This is a genomic window from Rhodococcus sp. NPDC078407 (assembly GCF_044542515.1).
In the GTDB taxonomy this organism is placed as follows: Bacteria; Actinomycetota; Actinomycetes; order Mycobacteriales; family Mycobacteriaceae; genus Rhodococcoides.
On sequence record NZ_JBITUQ010000028.1, the window covers coordinates 1 to 26,116 of the forward strand.

The window sequence follows — 26,116 nt, forward strand, 5'->3', positions numbered from 1 at the left end:
ATCACTACAATCACCACCGACCCCACACAGGCATCGGCGGTAAGTCACCCATCGAGCGACTCACCGTCCACAACCTCCCCGGGAAGAACAGCTAGTTGGCGATCACGGCTACCGATACCAGGGCCGGAGACGCGGCGTCGACGGTACCGCCCGTCTACAGTCGGCTCATGTCCGCGCAGCATCGACCCCGGGTTTCGATCGGCATTTCCGGCTGGACGTACGCGCCGTGGCGGGGCGACTTCTATCCGAAGGGCTTGGCGCATCGGAAGGAACTCGCATACGCGTCCGAGCATCTGACGTCCATCGAGATCAACGGCACCTTCTATGCGATGCAGAAGCCGTCGAGCTTCACCAAGTGGCACGACGAGACCCCTGACGACTTCGTGTTCTCTGTCAAGGGTGGGCGCTACGTGACGCACATCAAGCGGCTCGTGGGTGTCGAAAGCGCACTTGCGAACTTCTTCGCCACCGGAGTGTTGACCCTCGGTGACAAGCTGGGTCCCTTCCTGTGGCAGTTGCCTCCCAACCTCGAGTTCGACGCGCAGAAGATGGCGAACTTCTGTGCCCTGTTGCCCAGAACTGTCTCTGCTGCAGTGACTCTGGCGCAGGCGCGGGACGAGAAGTTGGCGGAGGACCGAGTAGCGTTGCCGGCTCCGACGTCGAGTCCACTTCGGCATTGCGTCGAAGCGAGGCACGTGAGCTTCGCCTCGGATGAGGCTGTGGAACTGTTGCGCGAGAACGGTATTGCGATCGTAGTGGCAGACACCGCCGGGAAGTACCCGTACATCGAGACTCCCACAGCAGATTTCATGTATGCCCGACTCCACGGGGACGAGGAGTTGTACGCCAGCGGCTATACCGACCAGGCGCTCGATCGATGGGCCGAGAAGGTCGCGGACTGGACGTCGACGGGGCGTGACGTCTACGTGTACTTCGACAACGACATCAAGGGGTACGCGCCCTTCGATGCCATGAAGCTGATCGAGCGCGTCGGTAGGTGAGTATTTTGCTTTCTATCGTCACGGCTAGAGATACGAATAGTCGTCTGGCTACTGACTCGATGCAGGTAGCGCCTCTGCGACGCGGGAAAGATTACGGGCCGCCGTGAGGATCGTCTTGACCTTGTCCGCCAAGGCGTCGCCCTCGAAAGTCTCCGCGCGGCCACCGACGCTGATCGAGGCCACGACCACCCCGTTGCGTCCGAGAATCGGTGCGCCCACTGCCGCGACGCCCGCCAGATAATCCGAATTGCTCAGCGCATACCCCTGCGTTCGGATGCGGTCGAGATGGTCCATCAACTTGTCGGGCGAGGTCAGCGTTCGGTTCGTGTACTCAGCAAGCTCACCGCCGAGCCAACTGTCGCGAATCCGAGCAGAGAACGCAAGCATCGCCATCGGCCCGGCGGTGGCGTGGTACGGGAGAACGGATCCGATCGAAATGCCCGCCACCACAAGGGGATTGCTACCCTCGTGACGGTCGATGCAGACTGCGCCCTCGTCTGCGGGGACCATCAGATAGGCGGTATCGCCGAACTTCTCCGCGATCTCGGACAGATAGGGCTGGGCCGCTCCGCGAATGTCGAGTTGCGTCAACGCGGCCGAACCGATCTCGAACACCGGCATGGCGATGCGGTACGAACCCTCCGCTGTTCTGTCCACCCAGCGGGCATGGATCAACGTCGTCATCAGCCGATGCACCGTCGTCTTGTTCATCCGACTCGCTGTCGTCAGATCGTTGAGCGTCCACACGGGATGCGTCGTATCGAAGTGGTCGAGCAGAGCGCACGCCTTCACGACGGCACCGACGATGTCGCGGCCGGCCTGAGCGTCGGACTCGGTGGGAACTGCCACGTGTTGTTCCTTCCGGTCTGGGTGAAGCGTCGTCGCCATCCTACGAACCGATGATGCATGCGGGATCGCCCGACGGGTATTGACTTGTGATCCGAGCCACTCTAAATTCGGAAGGCGTTCCGCAATACGAAACGGAGAGTGCTCGTGACGATAACTTTGAGAGGCCTGACCGAACAAGGCCTGGTGTATGCGCCCGGCGTCTGGGACGGGTTGACGGCCAAATTGGCCGAGCAGGCGGGCTTCTCGGCGCTGTGTGCCTCGGGATTCGCCGTCTCGGCGGCACTCGGGTTGCCCGACGCCGAGCTCTACACGATGACGGAGAACCTGCAGGCCGTTCGCACCATCCGAGAGGCATCGACCCTCCCCCTGGTTGCGGACATCGACACCGGGTACGGAAACGCCGTCAACGCTGCGCGCACCGCGACCCGGTTCGCCGAAGCCGGCGTTCAGGGCGTCTTCATGGAGGATCAGCTCTCGCCCAAGAAATGTCCGATCTGCGTCGGTGAGCCGGTGGACCTCATCTCCGTCGAGGAGGCGTCGGGCAAGGTTCGGGCGGTGCGTGATTCGATGCCCGACGACGTCCTGCTCATCGCACGCACCGACGCACGCGGCGACGACGCGATCAGGCGCGCGCAGGCCTACGTCGACGCTGGAGCCGACATGATCATGCCGGTGACGAAGACGTTCGAAACCGTCGAGCAGTGGGAGAACTGTCACCGAGCGGTCGGGGTTCCGCTGATGGCTACGCTCACCGCATCGACCTGGACCGAGCGCGAGTTCACCCCGGAGGTGCTGGCACAGATCGGCGTGCGGCTGGCCCTGCTGCCCACTCAGGTGCTGATGGCCGCGACGGGGGCCGCGCGAGAGACCCTGCGCCGCTTGGCCTCCGGTGAAGCTCCCGCCGACGTCAGCGCCGACGCGTTGCAGCACCACGAGTTCGTGGACCTCATCGGCTTCCCTGAGGTCGAGGCTCAGCAGCGCAAATACCTGCCTGCGGAGGCGAATCGATGACGTCGGGTGCATTCACGATGGTCGAGAAGATTCTCGGCAGAACCTACGACGGCGATCCCGTGCGCGCCGGTGAAAATCACGCGGTGCGTCCGGATCGGATGATCGCGTACGACTTCCCCGGCTACACCGACGTGATGTTCCGACAGATGCGCGAAGACTTCGGCATCACCTCACTCGAGGATCCGTCTCGGTACGTCGTCTTCATCGATCACATGTTGACCAAGCGAAACGACCGGGAACAAGAAGTCCATCAGGTCACCCGAGACTGGTGCGAGTACTACGGAATCGAGCTACACGAGGGTCGCGGCATCGGGCACCAGCTCACTGCTGAGCTCGGACTGGCCATTCCCGGTGACTTTCTCGTTCACTTCGACGGTCACATCAGCGGAATCGGTGCGTTCGGCGCACTGGGGTGGGGTATTCGACGCGACCTCATCGAAGCGTGGGTGACCGGGCAACTGTACGTGGATATTCCAGCGACCACGCGCTTCGACCTGCACGGCGAATTCGCACCGGGAGTGGACAGTCGAGACCTGGTGCACGCCATCATCGACCTCGTCGGGGCCGACGGATGCGCACACCAGGTGATGGAGTTCGGTGGTCCCGGCGCAAGGTCGATGAAGATCGACCATCGGCAGGGGCTGTGCGGCATGGCGATGTTCACCGGAGCCGTGTCCGCGATCTTCGAGCCGGACGAGACCTCGCTCGCGTACGCCGACGATGTTGCGCGGCATAGCTTCACGCCGGTGCACCCCGACGCCGACGCGACCTACGCAGCCCGCCACACCATCGATCTCGCTCGGATCGTGCCGCAGGTCGTTGCGCCGGGCTCGGCGCGCGCAGCCAACACCCACACTGCCGCCGACCTCGCCGGCACGCCGATCACCAAGGCGTTCATCGGCTCCTGTGCCAGCGGGAGAATCGAGGATCTGCGGGCCGCGGCACTCGTACTGGACGGACGCACCGTGGCTCCCGGTGTGGAGCTCAATGTCGTACCGACCTCGCAGAAAGTGCACGATCAGGCCGAGAAGGAGGGACTGCTCGACGTCCTTCGTTCCGCCGGCGCGCACATCGCAGTATCGAGTTGCGACTTCTGCTTCGGATACCAGAAACCGTTGGCACCGGGCGAGAACTGCATTTCTACCGGAGTGCTCAACATCTCTGGCCGCATGGGTAGTTCGGACGCGAACATCTACATGGGTTCTCCGTACACCGTCGCCGCCAGTGCGCTCGCCGGCACGATCCAGCAGGTGGGCTCATGAGTGCTTACCCGCCCCCGCCCGACGTCATCTCCGGCCGAGTCGCCTGGGTCTTCGGCGACGACTTCGACATCGATCTCGTTGTGGGCGTTGCTAATATCAAGTCGTACGATCCCGAACACCTGAGATCAGTGTGCATGGCCGCATACGATCCGGGTTTCGTCGACCGCGTTCGGCCGGGCGACATCATCGTGGGCGGTCGCAACTTCGGCTACGGTCACCCCCACTATCCGCCGATGGTGGCGCTACGAAACGCTGGTATTCAGGCGATCGTCGCCGAGTCGTTCTCACCGGGATTCTGGCGCGGAGAGACGTTCAACGGAGTACCGCTCATCACCATCCCGGGTGTCTCCAGCGCGGTCGTGACCGGTGATGCCGTCGAACTCGATTGGCGACGAGCATCATTGACCACCGCCGACGGTCGATCGATTGTGGGTAATGCACCCAGCCCTCGTACTGTCTCGGTCATCGAGGCCGGTGGATCCTACGAACTACTTCTTGCCGAACATCGAAACAAGCAACCACTCACAGGACAGGGAACAGCGCGATGACGAACGTCGACCAGCCTTCTGCGGTCACCGGCGTACCGAAAGCCGACACCAGCACAGCGCGCCGCGCCGCGCTGGCCGGTGGCGTCGGTACGCTCATCGAGTACTACGACTTTGCGGTCTACGGCTTTCTCGCCGTAGTGATTGCGCCACTGTTCTTTCCGTCCACCAGTCCCGGTGTCTCGATCCTTGCGACCTTGGCGGTATTCGGCGTCGCATACGTCGCACGGCCGCTCGGAGGTATCTTCTTCGGCCGCCTCGGCGACCGACGGGGACGTCGACAGGCGCTGGTCGTGACGGTGGTCTGCATGGGCATCGCGTGCGGAGTTCTGGGAATGCTGCCCACGCATTCGAATGTGGGTGTGTTGGCACCGATCCTGCTCGTCATCATCCGGCTGGCCCAGGGATTCTCGGCAGGAGGCGAAATCGGCGGTGCAGCAACATATATCGCCGAGTCGGCACCGCCGAACCGTCGGGGTTTCTTCGGATCGTTCACCCCGGTCGGCTCCACCCTGGGATTCGCCGTCGCCGCAGCCGTCGTCGGACTGGTTGCTCTCGTCACCACCGATGATCAGATGTCGTCGTGGGGCTGGCGCATTCCGTTCCTGCTCGCGCTACCCTTGGCCCTCGTCTGCTTGCGAGTGCGGCTGAAGCTCGAGGACAGCCCGGAATTCGAGGAGATGGCGGCCAACAACGAGGTGGCCAAGAGTCCGCTGAGCGACGTGGTGAAGAAGCAACCGTGGTCGGTTCTGCGCGTGGTCGGTATCGCCATTGCCATGAACGGATCGGGCTACATCGGACTGACGTACTTCAGCGTGTACCTGATCAACGACCTCGGATTCTCCAAGGACTCGGTCTACTGGACATCGGCAATCGCAATTGCATTGGCCTGCGCCACTTTCCCGCTCAGTGGGATGCTGACCGACAGGTTCGGCCGCAAACCGGTACTGCTGTTCGGCTACGTGGCGTACGTGATCATCGCGCTGCCGGTGTTCATGATTCTCGGCGCGACGTCGTCGATCATCGTGGTGGGCTGCGTCTACTTCGTCTACATGGTTCTCAACGGAGTCGTTCAGGTGCCGGCGTTCCCACTCTTCACCGAGCTGTTCCCTCGGGCAGTGCGTTACACGGGAGTGTCGTTGGGCTTCAATATCGGCACCATCGCCGCGGGAGGCACCGCACCGTATGTCGCCGCTCAGCTGGTGGAGTCGACCGGCAACGCGATGTCGCCGGCGTACTGGGTCATGGGGGTCTGTGTGATCGGAGTTGCGACGGTACTGACCATCAAGGAGACGGGTCGCGACAAGCTTCCTGCGTAGTTGGGCGGAGCGCCATCCATAGTTCGAGATTCGCCCCACCACGTCCCCCGGCGTGGTGGGGCGTTCTGCGTGCGGAAGGTCCGTGAACTTGGGACGCGCGCGGAATAGTCAGGCGCGTTCGGAATTGTCGACGGGTCGGTGTCGATTCCGCTCGCGTCTGGCGAACGCGCTCGCGTTTGCGGAGATCGGAGCCGCTAGCCCAGTATTCGGAACTGTTGCGCTGAAGCTAGATATCGATAGACAGCGCTACGGAGCGCAGAGTCGCCGCACAGCGGCCTCGATTTTCGACGCTCGACGCTGAATTTCTGCGTCGTCGGCTGGTCGACGGTTCAGGCTCGGCGCGGTCATCCACGCCGAGGTGATGCCGAACATCATGGTGATCAGATCGTCGACCGTGTAGGCGTCGGAAATCAGGCCGTCCCGCTGGGCGTCGGCCATGGCGCTGCGTCGCTGTGCGATGACCGAGTGGATGTCGTCGTTGCCCGATCCGGCCATGCCGCCTTGGAGTTGAGTCCACAGCAGGAGTCGGTGTTCTTCGGGATGCGCTGCCAGATGGAGGTATTCGCGCGCTGCGTATCCACCGAGGTCGTCGACCGCGAAGGGCACTTCGTCGATGAATCGAGCGAATCCGTCCTCGACGACAGCCCGGAACAGGGTTTCTTTGTCCCCGAAGTAGGCGTACAGGCGCTCCTTGCTGGCCTTGGCTGCGACCGCTATGCGATCTACCCGCGCCCCGGCCAGCCCGTGCACCGAGAATTCGTCACGTGCGGCGGCGACGATGCGGGCGCGCGTCGCACTGGCGTCAGGTCTCATGGCGGCCACCATACCTCCAACCAACTAGTTCGTTTGACACCCGGTGCCAAGTGGCATACCTTTCTGCTCGGGACATTTTTCGTGCCCAGAATCAACGAGTACGAGTGGGGTAGAAACATGTCGCAGGTCTCCGAGCGCGAAGCGTCGGATCCGAATCCGAACTACGAGCGCCGATGGCTGGTGCTGTGCATCGTCGCCATCACGCAGCTCACGATCGTGCTCGACGGCACGATCGTCAATATTGCACTGCCGCAGGCTCAGCTGGACCTGGGCATCAGTGACAGCAGCCGCGCCTGGGTCATCACCGCCTACGCGTTGTCGTTCGGCGCACTCCTGCTGCTCGGCGGACGTATCGCCGACTACTGGGGACGCAAGCGCTCGTTCATCGTCGGTATGGCCGGCTTCGCCGTTGCCTCCGCCATCGGCGGCCTCGCCCAGGAAGGCTGGCAGCTGTTCATCGCACGCGCCGGTCAGGGCGTCTTTGCCGCGCTGCTCGCACCCGCAGCCCTGGCCATCCTGACGGTCACGTTCACCGACACCAAGGAGCGCGCCAAGGCATTCGGAGTCTTCGGAGCGATCGCCGGTGGCGGCGCAGCAGTCGGCTTGCTCCTCGGCGGCGTACTGACCGAATACGCGAACTGGCGATGGTGCCTGCTGGTCAACATCCCGGTCGCCGTGATCGCCATCGCCGCGGCAGTCCCCTTGGTCAAGGAAAGCAAGGCTCACGGAGACACTCGCTACGACCTGCCCGGCGCGATCCTCGTCGCACTCGGACTGGCATCGCTGGTGTACGGCTTCACCGAAGCCGAAGACGGCTGGGCGACGCTACCCACCATCTCGTTCATCGCGTTGGGCATCGCTCTGCTGGCTGCGTTCGTCGTGGTCGAATCCAAGTCCGCCAACCCGCTCTTGCCACTGAGCGTGCTGCTCGACCGTGATCGCGGTGCCGCGTACATCGGCTCGGCCGTCATCGGCGCTGCCCTGCTCGGCGGAACGTTGTACCTGACGTTCTACTTCCAGATCGTGCTCGAGATGAGTCCGGTGATCGCCGGCGTCGCATCATTGCCGATGACCGGTGGCATCCTGATCACCGCCGCTATCGCGTCCGCGCTCGTGCCGAAGATCGGGCCCAAGCCGCTGATGGCCGTCGGCCCTGTCGTCTCGGCGATCGGCCTGCTCCTGCTGACGCAGATCGGCGTCGACACCTCGTACTTCACGCACGTTCTGCCCGGTGTCGTGCTCCTGGGTCTGGGCCTCGGTCTGCTGATGGTGCCGATGCAGAACGTTGCGCTCATCGGTGTTCCGGACCACGATGCAGGTGCCGCCTCCGCTCTGATCAACGCCACCCTGCAGGTCGGCGGCGCGCTCGGTGCCGCAGTGTTCACCACGGTCTACACCTCGTCGAAGACCTCGTACCTGGCCGAGAACCCCGCCCCCACTCCGCCCGCCGGAGTCCCCGCGGAAGCGCTTGCCGGCCAGGAAGTTCCCAGCGACGAGATGCTGGCCGCTCTGCCGGAGCCGATCCGCGACTTCGTGCTGGCCACCATCGACCACGCGTTCTCGGCCGAGGTATCGGGCTACGCCTGGGCGTTCGGCACCGCCGCGATTCTGGTCGCGCTGGTATGCCCGGTCGTGCTCGGACTCGTCCGCGCCAAGAAGGACGACCTGCCCGTCGGCGACAACCCGGTGCACATCGGATAACGCCTGTAGGACACAACCCCGCTGCTCACCCGTCGAGCAGCGGGGTTCTGTCGTTCGAAGGCGTAGTCAGTCCGGGTCGATCGCCTCGGACTGAGCCGTGAGCAACATGTGCAGCAACTCGGGAGGCAGGGCCATCGGAGGCATGGCACCGAGCGTGATGGAGTTCTCGGAATCGCCGTTCAGCTCCTCGACCTCGTCGTGCAGACTTTCCATTTTCTCGTCGAGTTTGTTGGCCGTCTCAGCGGCCTCGGTCAGTTCCGCCAACAGGGTGGGTGGAATCTCCCCGCGGTACTTGTAGAAGATCTTGTGCTCGAGGCTCGCCCAGAAGTCCATGGCGATCGTGCGGATCTGTAGTTCGACCAAGACCGGTTGGACGCGGTCGGACATGAACACCGGAATCTCGACGATGAGGTGCAAACTCTTGTAGCCGTTGGCTTTCGGGTGTGCGATGTAATCCTTGACCTCGACGACTCGAACGTCGCTCTGACTGCTGAGCATGTCCGCGATGCGGTACGTGTCGGAGATGAAGCTGCACGTGATGCGGATACCGGCGATGTCGAAGATATTCGCGCGAATGGCGTCGAACGTCAGGGGGCAGTTCTTTCGCTGTGCCTTGTCGAGGATGCTCTCGGGTGTCTTGAGCCGCGACGAGACATGCTCGATGGGGCTGTAGCGGTGGATATGGGTGAATTCCTGCTTCAGAATGTTGATCTTGGTGATGAGTTCGTCTATTCCGAACTTGTAACTCATCATGAAGCGCGTGAAATCGTGCCTCAGTTGCACCAGGTCGACGACGGTTTCACTGTTGCTCATGCCCACGATTGTCCACGATCGGCGGACGTGACCGCGCGGCGCGGGAGTCGAAGCTGGCGTCGCTGCACGTCGCACCGAGTCCTGGGGTGTATCGCACGAGTCCGCAGGCCTGGCACTGATGAGTGCGGTGATGTCCTCGCTCACAGGAGCACGCACGTGACCCCACGAGTACCGATCCCGCAACGAGCGGATGGCCGTTTGTGCAGTGGGTAGGTGCTCGTTCGGCCCACCGATCGCCGACGCGATACAGCGATCCGGCAACCTGGTCGGTATCGCGGGATGCCATCGCGCACAACCGCCTTCGACACTGTCTACCGTCCGATATGGACCGCCCGAAGTGGCTCGGCTGGCTGCGTCACCAACTTCGGGGGCCCGCTCAGACTAACAGAAATCGAACGTGTGTTCTAACGGATGGGTCAAAACCACGTCTTGCGGCCGCCGACTGCGCGACCCATCGAACCGAGCAACGTGAGAACCGCGCCGACAACCACCAAAATGATGCCGATGGTCGTCAGGATCGAAATGCCGGCGAAATAGCCGATGAGGGCGAGGATGATTCCGAGAACGATCATGACTACTCCTGGTGCCGAAGTGAGCTCGCTATCGGCGAATTGCCGATGGACCGAACCTACCCGGGAGCGTTGACGATTGCTCACAATTGTCGCTATTTTCCGGCATCCACTTTCGCCGCGAGGAAAGCCTCCGGGTCGATCAGGTCCGCCTGCCCCACGATCGATCCCAGATCTGCGATGCGTTCGATGCCGGTGAGCACCATCTCCTCTTCCACGGTGCCCTCGGCGTATCCGTAGTAGCAGGTCGACGTCGTGTGGTTGTGGTCCTTGTCGATGCGGTTGGCACGACCCTCGATCTGACGAATGTCGATGGGGGTCCACCGGGGATCGTGAATCAGCGTCACTCGCGGTGCAAGGGTGGAGACGGTGCCTTCGGGTAGCAGTAGTTCGTTGGTGTGCAGGTTGATCGCGCTGGTAGTGGTCGAGACGATGACCGACGCGGCACCGGTCTGGAAACGCCTGATCGACGCCTCCTGCTCGGGACTGCTCATGCTCCCGTCGACTACCGCGACCTCGAGCCCCTCGTCCCGCAGTGTCTGTGCCAGTGCTGCCACGGACTCGCGGTAGAACATCGAGACGAACACTTGATTGCCGGCCTTGACCCATGTCCGGACCTGGTCGGCCGACGCGGGAATGCGCAGGTACGAACACTTCTGGCGAAATCGCAGCGTCGCGGCGCGGGTGCTCGGGTTCTTCTGCAGCACGCGCTTGCCGCCGACGGCCTTCCAGACGGGTAAGCCGACTTCCTTGCGGTAATCGACCCACGCCGAGTTGTACAGGCGCTTCTGTGCCGCGGTGAGTTCCTGGCCCAGTGGCTCACGAGGTGTCGGCGGCGAGGGGCGCGAAATGGACCACGGCACAGCCCCTCCCGACAACCAACTGTGTACCGATGCGATATCGGCGGCCCGCTTCGCTGCGTCCTCGGGCTCCCACCGCCACGTGGTCAGACCGGTCGTCGCCTTGCCCGCCTTCACTGCGAAACCGGATTCGATGAGGAACTCCGCCCACTTCATCGTCACGGCGTAGCCCAGATATTCGTCGTCGCCGAGTATCTCGACCCCGCGGCTGCGCTCGACGGCCCTCGCCATGTATGCGAAATGCAACGGCTGATACCCGGGCGTGGCAGACATCCACACCACCGAGCGGGCCGCCTCCTGATATCGCCACAGAATTTGCGACTGTTGCGATTCGATGTTCATCAGCGCGTGTGACTCGTCGGCGATCACCACGTCGATGTCGAACCGTAGCTCGCCGAGCGAGATGGTTCGCTTGTTCTGTGTCCGTTTGCGTTTGCCCAGATCGGTCTCGGGCGGAACCGACAGCAACTTCTTTGTCGACTGATAGGTGATCAGCAACCACCGCTTGCGGTCGGACGGCTCGATGTCGGCCTCGCTGTCGGCAATGGTGCGACGCCATCCCGGCAGCGCACCCTTGGGGGCCACGACCAGCACCGTGCCGATCTCGGCGGCCGACATCTGCCGCACGGCCTCGCACACCGCCAGCGTCTTTCCCAGACCCGTCGAGTCCATCTGCGCGAAGTACGGGAATCCGGCCTCGAGTGCGGCCAAATGGCGCCGAACCGATTCGAGCTGAGTGTCTCTGGGCTGCATTGCCCGCTCCCGCACCACCTCGTCGCGCCACGTGTCGTTCGCGTCGTCCTCGAGCCACCGCTGCAGGCTGTACGGCATCGACTCGTACGGCTGCAGGTACTCCGGCAACTCTGTGCCGTAGTACGCGAACACCCGAGGGCCGGGATACCAGCGCGCTCCGGCCGCACCCGCCGCCGACCTGTCCTCGAACGGCACGTCCAGTACCCAGACCCGCTCGCCGGGATCGGGAACCCGCAGATCCGGGACGGCGGACTTGCGTGGCGAGGTCTTGCGCGGGGCTGCTCTCTTGCGCGGTGCGGCTTTCTTTGCTGCTGTTCTCTTCGGAGCAGGCTCACCGTTCTTCGCGGCCGCGAACTTTCGCGCAGCGCTGCTCTGCCCGGCCTTGACGGTGCGGGCAGTGGTGGATCGGGCAGTGCGTCTACGAGGTGGCATCGGATCCAGTCTGTCGTACGGTGTGCACGAACACCGTAAAGGAGCCCTGTGACACTCTCGAACGACCTGCGTGCCGTGGTGCTCGTCCACGACCGAGATCCGGAGCTGGCACGTCGCGACATCGGTACCCTCGCCGACGAATTGCGCACCAGGGGTTTCCGGATGGACGTACATTCTTTCGACCACAGCCCCGATCTCGCGCCGCCGACACTGTCCAACGCGACGATGGTGGTGATCATGGGCTCACCCGACGCCGCGTACGACGACACGCTGCCCTGGCTTGCTCCGGAGATCGCGTATGTGCAGGAGGCGATCGATGCGCAGGTCCCGATTCTCGGTGTGTGTTTCGGCGGCCAGCTGCTCGCTCGCGTTCTCGGCGGATCGGTACGCAAGTCCGAGCAGCCCGAATACGGATTCGTCGACGTCGAGACCTCCGATCCCGCGTTCATAGCTCCGGGCCCATGGATGGAGTTCCACGGCGACACCTTCTCTGCGCCGCCGCAGGCCACCGTGATCGCCCGCAACCGGGCCGCGCAACAAGCGTTCGTTCTCGGCCCACACCTCGGACTGCAGTTCCATCCCGAGATCGACCTCGATACCTACGATGCGTGGGCGGCCGCATGGGACCGCGATGGCGTCGAACACGAGGTGGACGTGGACGAGATCAGGAGGGATATCGCCGACGCGGAACTCGCAGCTCGGGCGCGGTGCTCGACTCTGCTGGACGCCTTTCTCGCCCGATCGTCGGCGGTGCCCCGGTAGGGTCGAACGATGACCGAGGCCAGGCCCAGCAACTTCAGCGATCACCAACTCGGCATCTATGCCGCCGGGATGTTCGCCCAGCAGACATCGCCGATCACGACCAACTTGGCGAGGTTGGAGGATCAGGCCGCCGAGAAGCTGTCGCCCGAGGCTCTGGGCTACATCGTGGCGAGCGCGGGCAGCGGATCGACGGCGCGAGCCAACCGGACGGCGTTCGACAAATGGTCAATCGCGCCGCGGATGCTGCGCAGCTCGGCGGCCCGTGACCACGCCTGCACCGTGCTCGGCACCGACATGCCTGCACCGCTGTTGATCGCACCGGTGGGAATTCAGACGCTCGCTCACCCCGAGGGCGAGTTGGCCACTGTCCGCGCTGCTGCGGAACTCGGTGTGCCGTACATACATTCGACCCAGGCATCGCATTCGTTCGAGCAGATCGCCGAGGCAGGTGGAGATGCGCCGCGCTGGTATCAGCTGTACTGGCCCACGGACGAATCCGTCTTGCTGAGCTTCCTGCAGCGCGCGAAGGACACCGGATTCACCACGTTGGTGCTCACGCTCGACACGACGTTGCTGGGCTGGAGGCCCGCCGATCTGGATCGCGGCTACCTCCCGTTCCTGGCCAACCTCGGCATCGAGAACTACCTGACCGATCCGGCGTTCCAGGCCGGATTGGCCCAGCCGGCGGAGGAGAATCCCGTTGCGGCCGCGATGCATTGGGCGCAGATGTTCCCCAATCCCGGGCTGTCGTGGAAGAACCTGGCGTTTCTCCGTGAGCACTGGGACGGTCCGATAGTCCTCAAGGGAATATGCACAGTCGGCGATGCCCGTGAAGCAGCCGCGCACGGAGTCGACGGCATCGTGGTCTCCAATCACGGTGGTCGTCAGATCGACGGTGCCAGGCCATCTCTCGACGCGTTGCCGTCGATCGTGGATGCGGTCGGTGACGAACTGACGGTCCTGTTCGACTCCGGCGTACGGACCGGGGCGGACATGGCCAAGGCCTTGGCGATCGGGGCCGACGCGGTTCTCCTCGGCCGTCCGTTCCTCTACGGCCTCGCGCTCGGCGGGCAAGAAGGCGTGGCGCACGTATTGCGTTGCCTGCTTGCGGAATTCGATCTTGTGACCAGTTTGTCCGGTCACGCTGGTGCTGCCGAATTGGGCCGCGACTCGATCATGGAGTCATGATGGAGTGGACGAAGCACGCCATCTGGTGGCATCTGTACCCGCTCGGCTTCACCGGTGCGCCGGTGCACGGCTGGGACGGTGAATCGCAGGCAGACCTGCACCGGCTGAGCAGAATCGAGAAATGGCTCGACTACGCGCTCGAACTCGGTGCGTCGGGTATCGCCCTCGGGCCGATCTTCGAGTCCGAGAAGCACGGCTACGACACCGTCGACTACTACCACATCGATGGCAGGCTCGGCACCGACGAGGACATCGACTCGTTGATTGCCGCGGCGCACTCACGCGGGCTGAAGGTGATGTTCGACGGCGTCTTCAACCATGTGGCGCAGAGCTTCCCGAAGTTCCGTGAGGCCCTGGCCGAGGGCCCGGACTCCGAGGCGGCCGGGTGGTTCCACCTCGACTGGTCCGGGGACGAGCCGACGCACCACAACTTCGAGGGCCACGACGAATTGGTTGCCCTCAACCACGAGAGCCCGCACGTGCAGGAGTACGTCGTGGACGTACTGTCGCACTGGCTGGACCGCGGCGTCGACGCCTGGCGACTCGATGCAGCCTATGCGGTATCGCCCCGGTTCTGGTCCGTGGTGCTGCCGAAGGTTCGCGAAAAGCATTCGGATGCATACTTTCTCGGCGAGGTCATTCACGGCGACTACGACCGGATCGTGTCGGCGTCCATGCTCGACTCGGTCACCCAGTACGAGCTGTGGAAGGCGATCTGGAGTGGGCTGAGCGAAAAGAACTTCTTCGAGCTCTCGCATGCATTGGAGCGCCACAACGGCTGGCTCGACGCTTTCGTTCCCGCCACCTTTGTCGGAAATCATGATGTCAATCGCATCGCCAGCGTCATCGAAGACGAGCGACACTTGGTGCACGCGTTGGTGGTTCTGTTCACCGTCGGCGGCATGCCGATGATCTACTACGGAGACGAGCAGGCCTTCCGCGGCATCAAGGAAGATCGTGTCGGTGGTGACGACGAGGTGCGTCCCGAATACCCGGAGACATCCGAGGATCTGGCTCCGTACGGCTGGCCGGTGTTCCACATTCACCAGGAGCTCATCGGCGTCCGACGTCGCAACCCGTGGCTGTACAGCGCACGCACGCAGACGCTGGAATTGACCAACACCGCGCTCGTCTACCGTGCCTTCGCCGACGACGGTTCGATTACCGTGGCGCTGAACCTCGGCGACGATGCCATCGACCACCCAGTCCAGGGCACCGAATTGTTGGCCGGTGAGGCGAGCCTGAACGACGGGCGAGTGAGCGTTCCGCCTCACGGCTGGGCTGTCATCGGATGATCACGGCATACGGTCGTATTCCGCTGTCTACTCCAAGCACAAGAAACCGGTAGAGGCCGCTACAGGTACAGTCGACCGCGACACGGGGTGCCCGTCAGGGCTGAGATCACACCCGTCGAACCTGATCTGGTTAGGACCAGCGAAGGGAATGTCGTGATGTTTCGGTATTTCCTGTCCCTCGCGACGGTCCTGACCTCGAACGAGAGGCGTAGCGCATGAGACTCGACGAGCAGACAGTGTTGATCACCGGCGGCGGCCGCGGACTGGGAGCAGCGATCGCCGCGGCGTTCGCCGGTGAGGGCGCACGTGTGGTGATCGACTACCGCGCCAGCAAAGAGGCGGCGGAGGCGTTGGCGGACAGGCTCGGCGAGAACGCGATCGCGGTTCAGGGCGACGTGACCGACGAGAGCGCAGTGGCCTCGGTGTTCGATTCGGCCCGTGCGCATTTCGGCACTCCGATCACCACCGTCGTCAACAACGCACTGGCCGATTTCTCGTTCGACGGGGATGCTCGACCGAAGGCCGACAAGATCACCTGGGATCGGTTCGACGCTCAGCTGCGAGGCAGCGTTCGCGCGGCGCTGCTCACCACGCAGGCGGCCCTACCGGGAATGCGTGAGGCGGGCTTCGGTCGAATCATCAACGTGGGCACCAACTTGTTCCAGAATCCGGTGGTGCCGTACCACGACTACACCGCCTCGAAGGCCGCACTGCTCTCACTGACGCGCACGTTGTCCGTGGACCTGGGCGCGGACAACATCACCGTCAACATGGTCTCCGGCGGACTGCTGCGCACCACCGACGCCAGCGCCGCGACCCCGGCCGAGGTCTTCGACTACATCGCGGCCTCGACCCCGCTGCAGCGCGTGACCACGCCGGAGGAGTTCGCCGATGCCCTGCTGTTCTTCGCCTCGCCGTGGGCGCGCTCGGTGACCGGCCAGAACCTCGTTGTCGACGGCGGTTTGGTCAAGAACTGATATGCACCTCAACGCGTTTCTGTACGGCTGCGGACATCACAGTGCAGCGTGGCGGCACCCCGATTCGCGAGTGGAAGATCTCGGCGATATCTCGTACTACGAGGAGCTTGCACAGCTCGCGGAACGGGGAAAGTTCGACGCGGTGTTCTTCGCCGACGGGCATTCCGTTCGCGATCCGGCCGGAGCCGGAACCTGGTTTCTCGAACCGATCACTGCGCTGGCCGCCATGGCCAGAGCGACAACCCACATCGGTCTGGTCACCACTGTGTCGTCGACGTTCTACACGCCGTTCCACGCCGCGCGCATGCTGGCGTCGTTGGACCACATCAGCGGCGGTCGGGCCGGCTGGAACGTCGTCACCTCCATGTTCGACGCCGAAGCACGCAATCACGGGATGGACGCCATCCCGGCTCGCGAGGAGCGCTATGCGCGCGCCGAGGAGTTCGTCGATACGGCTCTGGCGCTGTGGGATTCGTGGGACGCCGACGCGTTGACGCTCGATCGCGCTGGAGCGTACGCGGACCCGGCCAAGGTGCATGCCATCGATCACGACGGCAAGCACTTTCGGGTCGACGGTCCGTTGACCGTGCCGCGGTCGCCGCAGGGTAGGCCGGTGCTGTTCCAGGCGGGGGCGTCGGGGCCGGGTCGGGATCTCGCTGCCACGTACGCCGAGGCCATCTATGCCGTCGCCTACGATCTCGTTGCAGCGCAGAGCTATTACGAGGATATGAAGGGGCGCATCGCCCACGCGGGCCGCGACAGTGCAGCAGTGGGCATCATGCCGGGGTTGGTGACGTACATCGGATCGACGATGGACGAGGCCCGACGCAAGAAGGCCGAACTGGATCAGCTACTACCTACCGAGCAGTCACTGGCGATGTTGTCGACGTTCACCGGGCAGGACTGTGCTGCTTGGGAACTGGATTCCCTGGTGCCGACGTTGCCACCGGCGTCCGAGTTCACCGGACCGCTGGGCCGTTACGAGACGATTCTGCGGATTGTCGAGAAGGATGCTCCCACCGTGCGGGAACTGCTGGGCACCCTCGCTGCCGGTGGTGGACACGCCACGATGATCGGTACACCGGAGTCCGTCGCCGACGAGATGCAGTCGTGGATCGGCCGCGGTGCCGACGGCTTCAACCTCATGTGCCCGCGCTACCCGGACTCACTCGCCGACTTCGTCGAACACGTAGTCCCGATCCTGCAGCAGCGCGGCGTGTTTCGATCCGAATACACGTCCTCGACGCTGCGGGGGCATCTGGCCGAGTGATCCGACGAGGGCTCAGGCCAGCGAGTCGATGAACTCTCGCGTCAATCGTGCAATGTCGTCGGCATGCGAGATCGGCGACCAGTGCCCCGCCGGAATGTCGTTGCGGGTGAGGTTCTTCACCCACTTGCCGGTGTCGTCGTAGTGGTACGAACGCACCGCGACATCCTCGGTGTTGACGATGAGATGCACCGGGATGTCGATGTAGCGATCCCGCGGATTGGTCAGCAGCGGAATGATGTTGGCCCGGTAAAGCTTGGTTCCGTTGGTCGCGTCGGACCACAGGGTGGGGTTCTGCGTGACGAGCGCCGGGTCCACGCCCGAGAACTCCTCGAGGAATGCAGGCCAGCCCTTGGCGAACTGCCGTTTGATTCGCAGGTTGGCAAGGATCGGGACATGGAAGGTGGCGGTGTACCAGGATGCCCGAACCTGGGCGAGAACCTGCTTGATGCCGTTGACCGTGGGATGACGCAACCGAGACTGCGACCACTTGCCGAGATGGTCGAGGTTGGGTCCTGAAATCGATGTGTACGAGCGGATTCGATCCCTCGCCTGCGGCTGGGCCGCCGCCTCCCATACCTCGACGGCGCCCCAGTCGTGTGCGAGCACGTGTACCGGTGCATCGGGGCTGACCGCATCTGCCACGGCGTAGAAGTCCGACGCCAGCCGGGCGAGCTTGTACGCCGACTGCTCGGTGGGCACCGTGCTCTCGCCGGCTCCGCGCGAGTCGTAGCTGATCACCCGAAAGCGGTCCTCGAGCTGCGGCACGATGTGGCTCCACAGCTCGTGAGTGTCGGGCCACCCATGCACGAGGACGATGGGGTCACCGTCGGGGTTACCGCTCTCGAACACCGCCAACCGAATACCCTCGTTGACGACCGTCGTCCGAACTGCGTTGCTGCTCAATGCCATTCCGTTCTATAGATCGAGTACGAGACGCGCGCTGCGAGCACGTGAGACGCAGATCAGCATGTGATCTCGCTGCTCTTCGGGGGTCAATCGCGTTTCGAGATGCTCGGGCTCGCCGGAGAGCACACGCACCTTGCAGGTACCGCAGAAGCCCTGCTGGCACGAGTACGCGATATTGGGCTTCTGTTCCTTCACTGCGGTCAATACGGAAGCATCGGCGGCCACATCGAGCACAGCTCCGGTGCTGATCAACTGCACCTGGAACGGCTGGCCGTCGAGAATCGGCGGCGGGCCGAAACGCTCGAAATGCAGTGCGGTGGCGGGGCACTCGCGAAAGTCGCGGCGGACGGCGTCGAGCATGGGGGTGGGTCCGCAGCAGTAGACGGCACCGCCGGCCGGGGCGCGCTCGAGCAATTCACCCTCGGCGGGGTAGCCGTGCACGTCGTCGGTCCGGACGAAAACTCGATCCGATTCCCAGCTCTCGATCTCGTCGAGAAAGGGCATGGTGTCGCGGGAGCGACCGCAGTACACGAACTGCCAGTCCATCCCGAGAATCCTTGCCGCACGGACCATGGCGATGATCGGGGTGATGCCGATGCCGCCGGCGATGAACAGCGCACTGCCCTCGGCGACGAAGGGAAAGCCGTTCCGTGGGCCGCGGACGGTGACCTCGGTGCCGGGCTCGAGCGCATGCATCTCGATGGATCCGCCTGCGCCGGTGGGTATTCGGCGGACGGCGATGCGGTAGCAACTGCGGTCGGACGGATCACCGCACAGTGAGTACTGCCGACGGCGACCCGACGGCAGGTGCAGATCGAGGTGGCAGCCGGGATGCCAGGTCGGCAATTGCTCCCCCGTCGGCGACGCGAGGGTCAAGGCAGCGACATCGTTGTCCTCGGCGACTATCTCGCGGTCCACGACCACCAGCCGCAGCGCGGAATCGGGGTTGTGGCCGGCGACGGCGTCGTCGTACTCCTTGCCGGCAGTGGCGTGCATGTAGCCGTTGAGGAACGTTCCGAGCATCTGCATCGAGCGATCGCGCCGAGCCCGTCCCCGCAGATCCGGTGGCGCGTCCTTGGGCAGCAACCGCGGAACGCGACGCGTCGAAAGTTTCACCGCGCCGCGGCCTGAGCGGCGGGTGACGACGCCAGGTAGCGCACGGCCTGAGCGGTGGAGCCTTCCTGGCTCGGGTGGTACGACTTCTTCAGGTAGCGCGACATGCTGCGGCCGACGTGCGTCAGTGCCGGCAGGGTGCCGCGGCGAACCGACTTGCGCCACAGGGCCGATCGGGGCTTACGGACCGATCTGGGAGCACCCTGAAGCTCGGGGTCGTTCTTCATCAGGAAGATGATTCCGCGCTGCCAGATGTACGCCATCAGCGGAACGACCACCACGAAGGTGCGCAGGCGTCGTACCTCGCGCTTGTCGAAGTAGCGCAGGGTGTCGTAGGCGACCGAACGATGCTCCACCTCTTCGGCACCGTGCCAACGCAGCAGATCGAGCATGGTGGGGTGAATGCCCGCGCGGTCGAGGCCGTCGGCGTTGAGCACCCAGTCGCCGAGAAATGCCGTGACGTGTTCGATGGCGGCGATCAGGGCCAGTCGCTCGACCAGGTTGTTCTTGGAGCGCAGGCTGGTGACCGAGTCGGCTCCGAGCACCTTGCCGAAGGTCCAGTCCATCTGATCCGTGAACGGCTTCGGGTCGAGTCCATTGGCCTCGAGGTGTACGAGGACGCCGGTGTGGGCCTCGGCGTGGACTGCTTCCTGGCCGATGAAGCCGATGACGTCGTCGCGCAGCTTCTCGTCGTCGATGTAGGGCAGAGCTTCTTTGAACGTATCGACGAACCAGTGCTCGCCGGCGGGCAGAATCAGGTGCAGCACGTTGAGCACGTGCGTGGTGTACGGATCGCCGGGCACCCAGTGCATCGGCAGATCGCTCCAGTCGAACTTGACGTTCCTGGCCTGAAGCATCACTTCGCCCGGATCCGATGCGACGGCATTTCGCTCGTTCATCGAGTCGACCTCCTCCACGTCCGCGATGTGGCCGATGCCACAGTGCGTGACTTAGTATAAACACCGGTTACAGGTAAAAGGAACCGTGTCGGCAGCAAATGAGAGACTCGTGCGATGACCGATCCCTCCCCCGCGGCTGTTCCCCCGAGCAGCATCCCCGTGGCCTGGCCTGCCGAGTGGCCCGTCGATGTGCGTCGGATCGCGGACGCCACAGTCGATGCTCTCGCTGCTGTCGTGGCGCAGGATCCGATCGCGTTCGACGAAGCCGTCGAACTGCTGGACCGCTCGGACGCGGCCAAAGCCGGGCACGTGCATGCGGAGATCGTACGGAGTTTGCTCGAAGAGGTATACAGCGATGGCTTGACCGGTGAGAACGTCCAGGAAGTCCTCGGCAGAACGGTCCGAGGAGCCGGCTGGCTTCCGAGCCTGGACATCGCCGGATTCGTCGAGGTGCTCACCGGTGCGCTGGGCGTGACCGACGTCGACGAGCAGTCGCGTTCTCGGCCTCGGCCTGCGCACGCCCTGTTGGTGGTGGCGGATCTGCTCGCGGTGCGGAAAAGCCGCGCCGAGACGTATGTGCGCCGCGCACTCGCTGAAATTCAGCGTGCCCAGACGGTGGAGATGCCCTAGCGAGATCTTCGCCTGTATTGCTCGGACGCTAGAGAGGCGAAGAAAGCGCTACCAACGCGAGGAGCGTGTCGAGTTCGCAGTTGTGCGGACGAAACAGTCCTCGTGCGCTGCACAACTGCGATCTCGGCGTCAGGCGGCAGTTACCGATGCAAAATGTTCGCCCCGGCGACGATGGCCCGGATGGACGACAGTGTCGAATCGGCATCGATGGCCATCGCCCATTCGCGGCGACCGTCACGCTCCACCAGAACGAAGGTGGCCGTCTCCCCGCCGATGATCTGCTGATGGAACGAGAGAATCTCGAGACGGAATCCGGCGTCGTACAGCATCGACGTCAGCGCCTCGATCGGCCCGTAAGTCGTTGCTGCACAGGTGATGATGGTGTCTGCGATGCCGAAGGTCGCGTCGAACGAGGTCTTACCGCCGGTGGTCCTGGCCGCCGTCCACGAACCGAGGCGAAGCGGGCCCGAGGTGGGGGAGAAGCGGTCGGTGAAGTTCGCCCACGACATGTTGTGCCGGGTGATCTCGTTGCGCATCGTGCGCGGCAGAGCGCACCCGAAACGGGCATGGAACGGGTCGGTGGCAAGAGAAGAAGCAAGTGCGTTCATGGAGGTTGGTCTTCCGAAAGTGAAGGGAGGACCGAACAGGTAGCACAACGACCCGCAGCGAGGGGTCGGTCCGAATCAGACCCCGCTACGGCGGCGTACTACGAGAATGCGCTTCACGACGCCGACAGTAGCCCCGACCTTCGTCGTGTCGCAAGTATCGAACGAATACTGACGTCTAGGACACGGGCTAGATGTCCGCATATACCGCACGATTCGTTGTAACTTTGGCCCCATGGACCCCGTGCGTAACCCCTACGCTCCCGGCGCCGGCCAGCGCCCACCCGAGCTCGCAGGTCGAAAGAAGCAGCTCGACGCCTTCGACGTGGTACTCGAACGCATCACCCGAGGCAGGCCGGAGCGCAGTGTCGTACTGACCGGGCTGCGCGGCGTCGGCAAGACAGTCCTGCTCAACCAGCTCCGATCCGCGGCCATCGCGCGCGGCTGGGGAACCGGCAAGATCGAAGCTCGGCCGGACCAGGAACTGCGTCGACCACTGTCGTCCGCGCTGCACATGGCAGTTCGCGGGATCGCAGCCTCGCATCGCGATCCCGAACGCGTCGACGAATTCCTCGGCGTGCTCAAGGCCTTCGCCCTGCGCTCCACCGCCGACAAGGGAATGCGGGAGCGGTGGCAACCCGGCATCGACGTCCCGGCGAAGACCGGCCGCGCCGACTCCGGCGACATCGAGATCGACCTCGTGGAACTGCTGCTCGACGCCTCCGCGCTGGCCGGCGATGTGGGTGTGGGTATCGCCATCTTCATCGACGAGATGCAGGACCTCGGTCCGGCCGACATCTCCGCACTGTGCGCGGCCTGCCACGAACTCAGCCAGGACACCGCGCCGCTGATCATCGTGGGGGCCGGACTTCCGCACCTGCCTGCCGTGCTGTCGGCGTCCAAGAGTTACTCCGAGCGTCTGTTCAGCTACCACCGCATCGGCAGGCTCGAGCGCGCCGCGGCAGATCTCGCGCTGATCGCTCCGGCCGACCGCGAGGACGTCGAATTCACCCCCGATGCACTCGACGCGCTGTACGCCGCTGCCGACGGCTATCCGTATTTCGTGCAGGCCTACGGCAAGGCGACGTGGGATCTCGCGGCCGACAGCCCGATCTCCGTCGAGGACGTTCGCGTCGCCGCCCCCACTGCGGAGGAGGAGCTGGCCGTCGGATTCTTCGGTTCTCGCTACGAACGCGCGACGCCCGCCGAACGCGAATACATGCGCGCGATGGCCGAACTGTCGGTGGACGACGGCTCGGTGCCTACCTCGGCCGTGGCCACCGAGCTGAAGCGCAAGCCGGCGTCACTGTCCCCGGCCCGCGACGGCCTGATCAAGAAGGGCCTGATCTACTCGGCCGAGCGCGGCACCATCGCATTCACGGTTCCGCACTTCGGGCGCTACCTGCGCGCGCAGACCGACGAGCCAGCAGCGGTGTGAGCTACCGGTGCGCCTCGGCTCGCTCCCCGCACAGCTGCTCGAGCTTCCGTACTGCCCGGGCGTCGGATCGGTCGACGTTGACCAGGTCTGCATCACCGTCGTAGAAGTCGATCAGTCGCTGATCCATCACCTTGCGCCACAACGGCGGAACCAGCGAACAGAAGATCATCACCGCATACCCGGCCGGTAGCTGCGGGGACTCGTCGACGGTGCGCAGGGCCTGATAGCGGCGTACAGGATTCGCATGATGATCGCTGTGGCGCTGCAGGTGGTAGAGGAACAGGTTGCTCCACAGGTGGTCGCTGTTCCAGCTGTCCCGGTGGGTCGGTTTGCCGTACCGCCCGCTCGGCCGCTTCTGGCGTAGCAGCCCGTAGTGCTCGAGATAGTTGGCCGCCTCGTACAGAACGATGGCAATCGCGGCCTGCAGCATCAGATACGGCACGATCACTGTGCCGAAGACGGCGATCAGTACGCCGAACAGCGCGACGCTCATGGCCGCGGCGTTGAACAGGTTGTTTCGGTACGACCACCGTGACAGGCCTTGCCGGGCGAGGCGTCGGGACTCGAGTTCCCAGGCCGAGTGCAGGCCGTGCACGACGGTGCGGGGCAGGAACTTCCAGAACGATTCACCGAACTTCGCCGACGCCGGATCCTCGGGGGTGGCCACGCGCAGGTGATGGCCGTGGTTGTGTTCGACGTAGAAGTGGCCGTACAGAGTCTGTGCCAACGTCACTTTCGAGAGCCAACGTTCGAGGCGTGCCCGCTTGTGGCCCAGCTCGTGAGCGGCGTTGATGCCGACTCCGCCGACGATCCCCACGGTGATGGCCAGGCCGATCCGCTCGGGAACCCCCAGCGGTCCGTGGGCCCACAGGTAACAGGCGGCGACGAGCCCCGCGTACTGCAGCGGCAGAAACAGGTATACGCACCACCGGTAGTAGGGGTCGCTCTCCAGCGCGGCGATCGCCTCGTCGGGGGGATTGCTGCGGTCGACTCCCGCGAACCTGTCCACCAGGGGTAGCGCGACGCCCATGATCATCAAGCCGAGAGTCCAGAAGGCACCTGGCCCGAGGACGGTCACCAGACCCCACGCCAGGAACGGACTCAGCGGAATCGTCAATCCCAGCGGCCACAGGTAGCGCTTGGGATCGCGCCACCGAGGCGACGTGCTGGTGGCGGACTGATCGCGCATCGAGGGGTTCGTACTCCTGGTGTGTGGCCGGGCCTCGGGGTCGAGGCAGGGCGGTAGTGGCGTCTCACAATGACATCGCCCGTTCGACGGGGAAAGTTACTAGAGCGAATCTTTGCGGGTTCGCCGATGGGCCGTCGCACGCCCCGCCACCCTTGTACGGTGACCGCATGAAGCATGTCGATTCGTCGTTCGCCGGAGTCCACGGAACCCGAATCGTCTACGACGTCTGGACCCCCGAGACTGCAGCCGAGAACACGCCGACCGGGGTTGTCGTGCTGGCCCACGGCCTGGCCGAGCACGCAGGCCGGTACCGACACGTCATCGAACGGCTGTGCTCTCTCGGCCTGGTCGTCTACGCGCCCGATCACCGCGGCCACGGGCGTTCCGGCGGCAAGCGGGTGACGCTGGCCCAGTGGTCCGACTTCACCGACGACCTGCACACCCTGTTCGGAATTGCAGCAGACGAGTACCCGAACACGCGCACTTTCCTGCTCGGCCACAGCATGGGCGGCGCGATCGCACTCTCCTACGCCCTCGACCATCAAGCAGACATCGATGGGCTGATGCTGTCCGGCCCGGCAGTGGTACCCAGCGTCGGGCAACCGAAAGCACTGATCGCGGTAGGTAAGATCCTCGGACGGCTGGTGCCGGCTGCTCCCGTACTCAAGCTCGATCCCAACCTGGTCTCGCGCGACAAGAACGTCGTCGACGCCTATGTCGCAGATCCATTGGGTTACCACGGCAGCGTCTCGGCGGGCCTGGCCGCGGCGATGCTCGGTGTCGGCGACACGTTCCCGGCACGCCTGCCGTCGTTGACGATCCCGGTGTTGCTCCAGCACGGAACCGCCGACGGATTGGCCGATGTCTCCGGCAGCGAACTCATCGCCGAGCGTGCCGGATCCGACGACCTGACCCTGAAGAAGTACGACGGACTGTTCCACGAAGTGTTCAACGAACCGGAGAAGGAGCGCGTGCTCGACGACCTCATCGCCTGGCTGCGTCCGCGCGTACAGACCAGCGCTGTAAGTTCCTGACGGATCTTGTCGATGAAGGGAGTAAGGCCATGACCAGGCGAGCACTCGTTTTGGGCGGCGGCGGAGTCGCAGGAATTGCGTGGCAGACGGGTGTTCTACTGGGATTGGCGGAATCCGGAGCCGACGTCACCGATGCCGAAATGCTGCTGGGCACCTCGGCCGGATCCTCGGTCGCAGCGCAGATCTCGAGCGGAGCACCGCTGGCCCAGCTGTTCGAGCGCCAGGCGGACGAATCGAAACAGGACGACGAGCCGCACGCCGAGGCAACCATCGACGAACTGGTCTCCATGCTGGCTCGGGCGGCGCAGAACTCGGACGGCAGTGCGATCGACACGCGCCGACGCATCGGCAGCGAGGCGCTGTCGGCGTCGACGATCACCGAGCGCGAGCGCCGGGCCATCATCGAACGACGGCTGCCGTCGCACTCGTGGCCGAGCCGTGATCTGCGGATCGTCACCGTCGACGCGGTGACCGGTCGGCATCGGGTTCTCGATCGGGGCTCGGGCGTTCAATTGATCGACGCGGTGGCCGCGAGCTGCGCCATTCCGGGCATGTGGCCGCCGGTGACGATCGGCGACCATCGCTACGTCGACGGCGGCATTCGAGCGAGCGAAAATGCCGATCTCGCAGTGGGTTTCGAGAAGGTGCTGGTGCTCAAGGTCGGTGCACTCGACCTCGAGGACGATCCCTTCGAGATCGAACGAGAGCGTCTGGTGAAGGGCGGCTCCAAAGTGGAAGTCATTGTGCCCGATGCCGATTCGTCGGAGGCCATCGGGCCCGACGCGACGGACATCGCCGTTCGATCGGCTGCGGCAATGGCCGGACGAGCGCATGGCAATGCCATCGCAGCGCGTATTGCCGAGTTCTGGGTCTAGGCCGGCT

The 26,116-nt window shown here is 64.2% G+C and carries 25 protein-coding genes and 1 riboswitch; of the genes, 15 read left to right on the forward strand and 10 right to left on the reverse strand.

The window, feature by feature from the left end; genetic code table 11:
• The first annotated feature begins 167 nt into the window (after positions 1–167).
• Positions 168–1,001 (forward strand): DUF72 domain-containing protein, encoded by an 834-nt coding sequence (locus ACIGGF_RS21875; RefSeq protein ID WP_397523262.1) that lies wholly within the window; start codon positions 168–170, stop codon positions 999–1,001.
• A 48-nt stretch (positions 1,002–1,049) separates the two neighbouring features.
• On the opposite strand, the gene ACIGGF_RS21880 is transcribed toward ACIGGF_RS21875, so the two are convergent.
• Positions 1,050–1,850, reverse strand: coding sequence for an IclR family transcriptional regulator (locus ACIGGF_RS21880; RefSeq protein WP_397523263.1), 801 nt, complete (start codon positions 1,848–1,850; stop codon positions 1,050–1,052).
• 144 nt (positions 1,851–1,994) lie between these two features.
• Between ACIGGF_RS21880 and ACIGGF_RS21885 the strand changes: the two genes are divergently transcribed.
• The 4 genes from ACIGGF_RS21885 to ACIGGF_RS21900 are packed head-to-tail and all read left to right on the forward strand — an operon-like array spanning position 1,995 to position 5,987.
• On the forward strand, positions 1,995–2,861 hold the full coding sequence (locus tag ACIGGF_RS21885; protein ID WP_397523264.1) for an oxaloacetate decarboxylase: 867 nt from the start codon (positions 1,995–1,997) through the stop codon (positions 2,859–2,861).
• Positions 2,858–4,123, forward strand: a complete 1,266-nt coding sequence (locus ACIGGF_RS21890; RefSeq protein ID WP_397523265.1) for an aconitase family protein — start codon at positions 2,858–2,860, stop codon at positions 4,121–4,123. The genes ACIGGF_RS21885 and ACIGGF_RS21890 overlap by 4 nt, the downstream gene beginning before the upstream one ends.
• Positions 4,120–4,671 (forward strand): 3-isopropylmalate dehydratase, encoded by a 552-nt coding sequence (locus tag ACIGGF_RS21895; RefSeq protein WP_397523266.1) that lies wholly within the window; start codon positions 4,120–4,122, stop codon positions 4,669–4,671. Before ACIGGF_RS21890 ends, ACIGGF_RS21895 begins: the two co-directional genes overlap by 4 nt.
• Entirely contained in the window at positions 4,668–5,987 is a 1,320-nt protein-coding gene (locus tag ACIGGF_RS21900) for an MFS transporter (protein WP_397523267.1), read from the forward strand. The genes ACIGGF_RS21895 and ACIGGF_RS21900 overlap by 4 nt, the downstream gene beginning before the upstream one ends.
• A gap of 246 nt (positions 5,988–6,233) precedes the next feature.
• Here ACIGGF_RS21900 and ACIGGF_RS21905 read toward each other — a convergent pair whose 3' ends face one another.
• Entirely contained in the window at positions 6,234–6,800 is a 567-nt protein-coding gene (locus ACIGGF_RS21905) for a TetR family transcriptional regulator (protein WP_397523268.1), read from the reverse strand.
• 81 nt (positions 6,801–6,881) lie between these two features.
• Here ACIGGF_RS21905 and ACIGGF_RS21910 point away from each other — a divergent pair, with 81 nt between their 5' ends.
• Positions 6,882–8,501 (forward strand): MFS transporter, encoded by a 1,620-nt coding sequence (locus tag ACIGGF_RS21910; RefSeq protein ID WP_397523269.1) that lies wholly within the window; start codon positions 6,882–6,884, stop codon positions 8,499–8,501.
• 66 nt (positions 8,502–8,567) lie between these two features.
• Here the strand turns inward: ACIGGF_RS21910 and ACIGGF_RS21915 are convergent, their stop codons facing one another.
• The 3 genes from ACIGGF_RS21915 to ACIGGF_RS21925 all read right to left on the reverse strand — a co-directional run bounded on the left by ACIGGF_RS21915 (position 8,568) and on the right by ACIGGF_RS21925 (position 11,928).
• The gene (locus ACIGGF_RS21915) at positions 8,568–9,314 is read right to left on the reverse strand and encodes a GTP pyrophosphokinase family protein (RefSeq protein WP_397523270.1); all 747 of its coding nucleotides are present in this window, start codon (positions 9,312–9,314) and stop codon (positions 8,568–8,570) included.
• A gap of 416 nt (positions 9,315–9,730) precedes the next feature.
• Complete coding sequence (locus tag ACIGGF_RS21920) at positions 9,731–9,886, reverse strand: DUF6131 family protein (RefSeq protein WP_094611554.1); 156 nt, start codon at positions 9,884–9,886, stop codon at positions 9,731–9,733.
• Between the two features lie 92 nt (positions 9,887–9,978).
• Positions 9,979–11,928: a helicase-related protein gene (locus ACIGGF_RS21925; protein ID WP_397523271.1), complete on the reverse strand. Its 1,950-nt coding sequence runs from the start codon at positions 11,926–11,928 to the stop codon at positions 9,979–9,981.
• 48 nt (positions 11,929–11,976) lie between these two features.
• Between ACIGGF_RS21925 and ACIGGF_RS21930 the strand changes: the two genes are divergently transcribed.
• From ACIGGF_RS21930 to ACIGGF_RS21950, 5 genes are all read left to right on the forward strand, one after another.
• Entirely contained in the window at positions 11,977–12,690 is a 714-nt protein-coding gene (locus ACIGGF_RS21930) for a type 1 glutamine amidotransferase (protein WP_397523272.1), read from the forward strand.
• A 9-nt stretch (positions 12,691–12,699) separates the two neighbouring features.
• A complete protein-coding gene (locus ACIGGF_RS21935) occupies positions 12,700–13,878 on the forward strand; it encodes an alpha-hydroxy-acid oxidizing protein (RefSeq protein WP_397523273.1) in 1,179 nt (392 codons plus the stop codon).
• On the forward strand, positions 13,878–15,173 hold the full coding sequence (locus ACIGGF_RS21940) for an alpha-amylase family glycosyl hydrolase (protein ID WP_397523318.1): 1,296 nt from the start codon (positions 13,878–13,880) through the stop codon (positions 15,171–15,173). Before ACIGGF_RS21935 ends, ACIGGF_RS21940 begins: the two co-directional genes overlap by 1 nt.
• A gap of 73 nt (positions 15,174–15,246) precedes the next feature.
• Positions 15,247–15,339: riboswitch (TPP riboswitch) on the forward strand.
• A gap of 49 nt (positions 15,340–15,388) precedes the next feature.
• Positions 15,389–16,150: a 3-oxoacyl-ACP reductase gene (locus ACIGGF_RS21945; protein ID WP_397523274.1), complete on the forward strand. Its 762-nt coding sequence runs from the start codon at positions 15,389–15,391 to the stop codon at positions 16,148–16,150.
• A gap of 1 nt (position 16,151) precedes the next feature.
• A complete protein-coding gene (locus ACIGGF_RS21950) occupies positions 16,152–17,420 on the forward strand; it encodes an LLM class flavin-dependent oxidoreductase (protein WP_397523275.1) in 1,269 nt (422 codons plus the stop codon).
• Positions 17,421–17,432: 12 nt separating this feature from the next.
• Here ACIGGF_RS21950 and ACIGGF_RS21955 read toward each other — a convergent pair whose 3' ends face one another.
• From ACIGGF_RS21955 to ACIGGF_RS21965, 3 genes are all read right to left on the reverse strand, one after another.
• The gene (locus tag ACIGGF_RS21955) at positions 17,433–18,329 is read right to left on the reverse strand and encodes an alpha/beta fold hydrolase (protein ID WP_397523276.1); all 897 of its coding nucleotides are present in this window, start codon (positions 18,327–18,329) and stop codon (positions 17,433–17,435) included.
• A 6-nt stretch (positions 18,330–18,335) separates the two neighbouring features.
• Complete coding sequence (locus ACIGGF_RS21960) at positions 18,336–19,355, reverse strand: PDR/VanB family oxidoreductase (protein ID WP_397523319.1); 1,020 nt, start codon at positions 19,353–19,355, stop codon at positions 18,336–18,338.
• Positions 19,356–19,438: 83 nt separating this feature from the next.
• Positions 19,439–20,338: a metal-dependent hydrolase gene (locus ACIGGF_RS21965; protein ID WP_397523277.1), complete on the reverse strand. Its 900-nt coding sequence runs from the start codon at positions 20,336–20,338 to the stop codon at positions 19,439–19,441.
• A gap of 114 nt (positions 20,339–20,452) precedes the next feature.
• Between ACIGGF_RS21965 and ACIGGF_RS21970 the strand changes: the two genes are divergently transcribed.
• On the forward strand, positions 20,453–20,968 hold the full coding sequence (locus tag ACIGGF_RS21970) for a hypothetical protein (protein ID WP_397523278.1): 516 nt from the start codon (positions 20,453–20,455) through the stop codon (positions 20,966–20,968).
• Positions 20,969–21,108: 140 nt separating this feature from the next.
• Here ACIGGF_RS21970 and ACIGGF_RS21975 read toward each other — a convergent pair whose 3' ends face one another.
• Entirely contained in the window at positions 21,109–21,576 is a 468-nt protein-coding gene (locus ACIGGF_RS21975) for an alpha-isopropylmalate synthase regulatory domain-containing protein (protein WP_397523279.1), read from the reverse strand.
• Positions 21,577–21,808: 232 nt separating this feature from the next.
• Between ACIGGF_RS21975 and ACIGGF_RS21980 the strand changes: the two genes are divergently transcribed.
• A complete protein-coding gene (locus tag ACIGGF_RS21980; protein WP_397523280.1) occupies positions 21,809–23,011 on the forward strand; it encodes an AAA family ATPase in 1,203 nt (400 codons plus the stop codon).
• A 1-nt stretch (position 23,012) separates the two neighbouring features.
• Here the strand turns inward: ACIGGF_RS21980 and ACIGGF_RS21985 are convergent, their stop codons facing one another.
• A complete protein-coding gene (locus ACIGGF_RS21985) occupies positions 23,013–24,200 on the reverse strand; it encodes an alkane 1-monooxygenase (protein ID WP_397523281.1) in 1,188 nt (395 codons plus the stop codon).
• Positions 24,201–24,367: 167 nt separating this feature from the next.
• On the opposite strand from ACIGGF_RS21985, the gene ACIGGF_RS21990 reads away from it, so the two are divergent.
• Positions 24,368–25,234, forward strand: coding sequence for a lysophospholipase (locus tag ACIGGF_RS21990; RefSeq protein WP_397523282.1), 867 nt, complete (start codon positions 24,368–24,370; stop codon positions 25,232–25,234).
• Between the two features lie 29 nt (positions 25,235–25,263).
• Positions 25,264–26,109, forward strand: coding sequence for a patatin-like phospholipase family protein (locus tag ACIGGF_RS21995; RefSeq protein WP_397523283.1), 846 nt, complete (start codon positions 25,264–25,266; stop codon positions 26,107–26,109).
• Positions 26,110–26,116 lie beyond the last annotated feature (7 nt).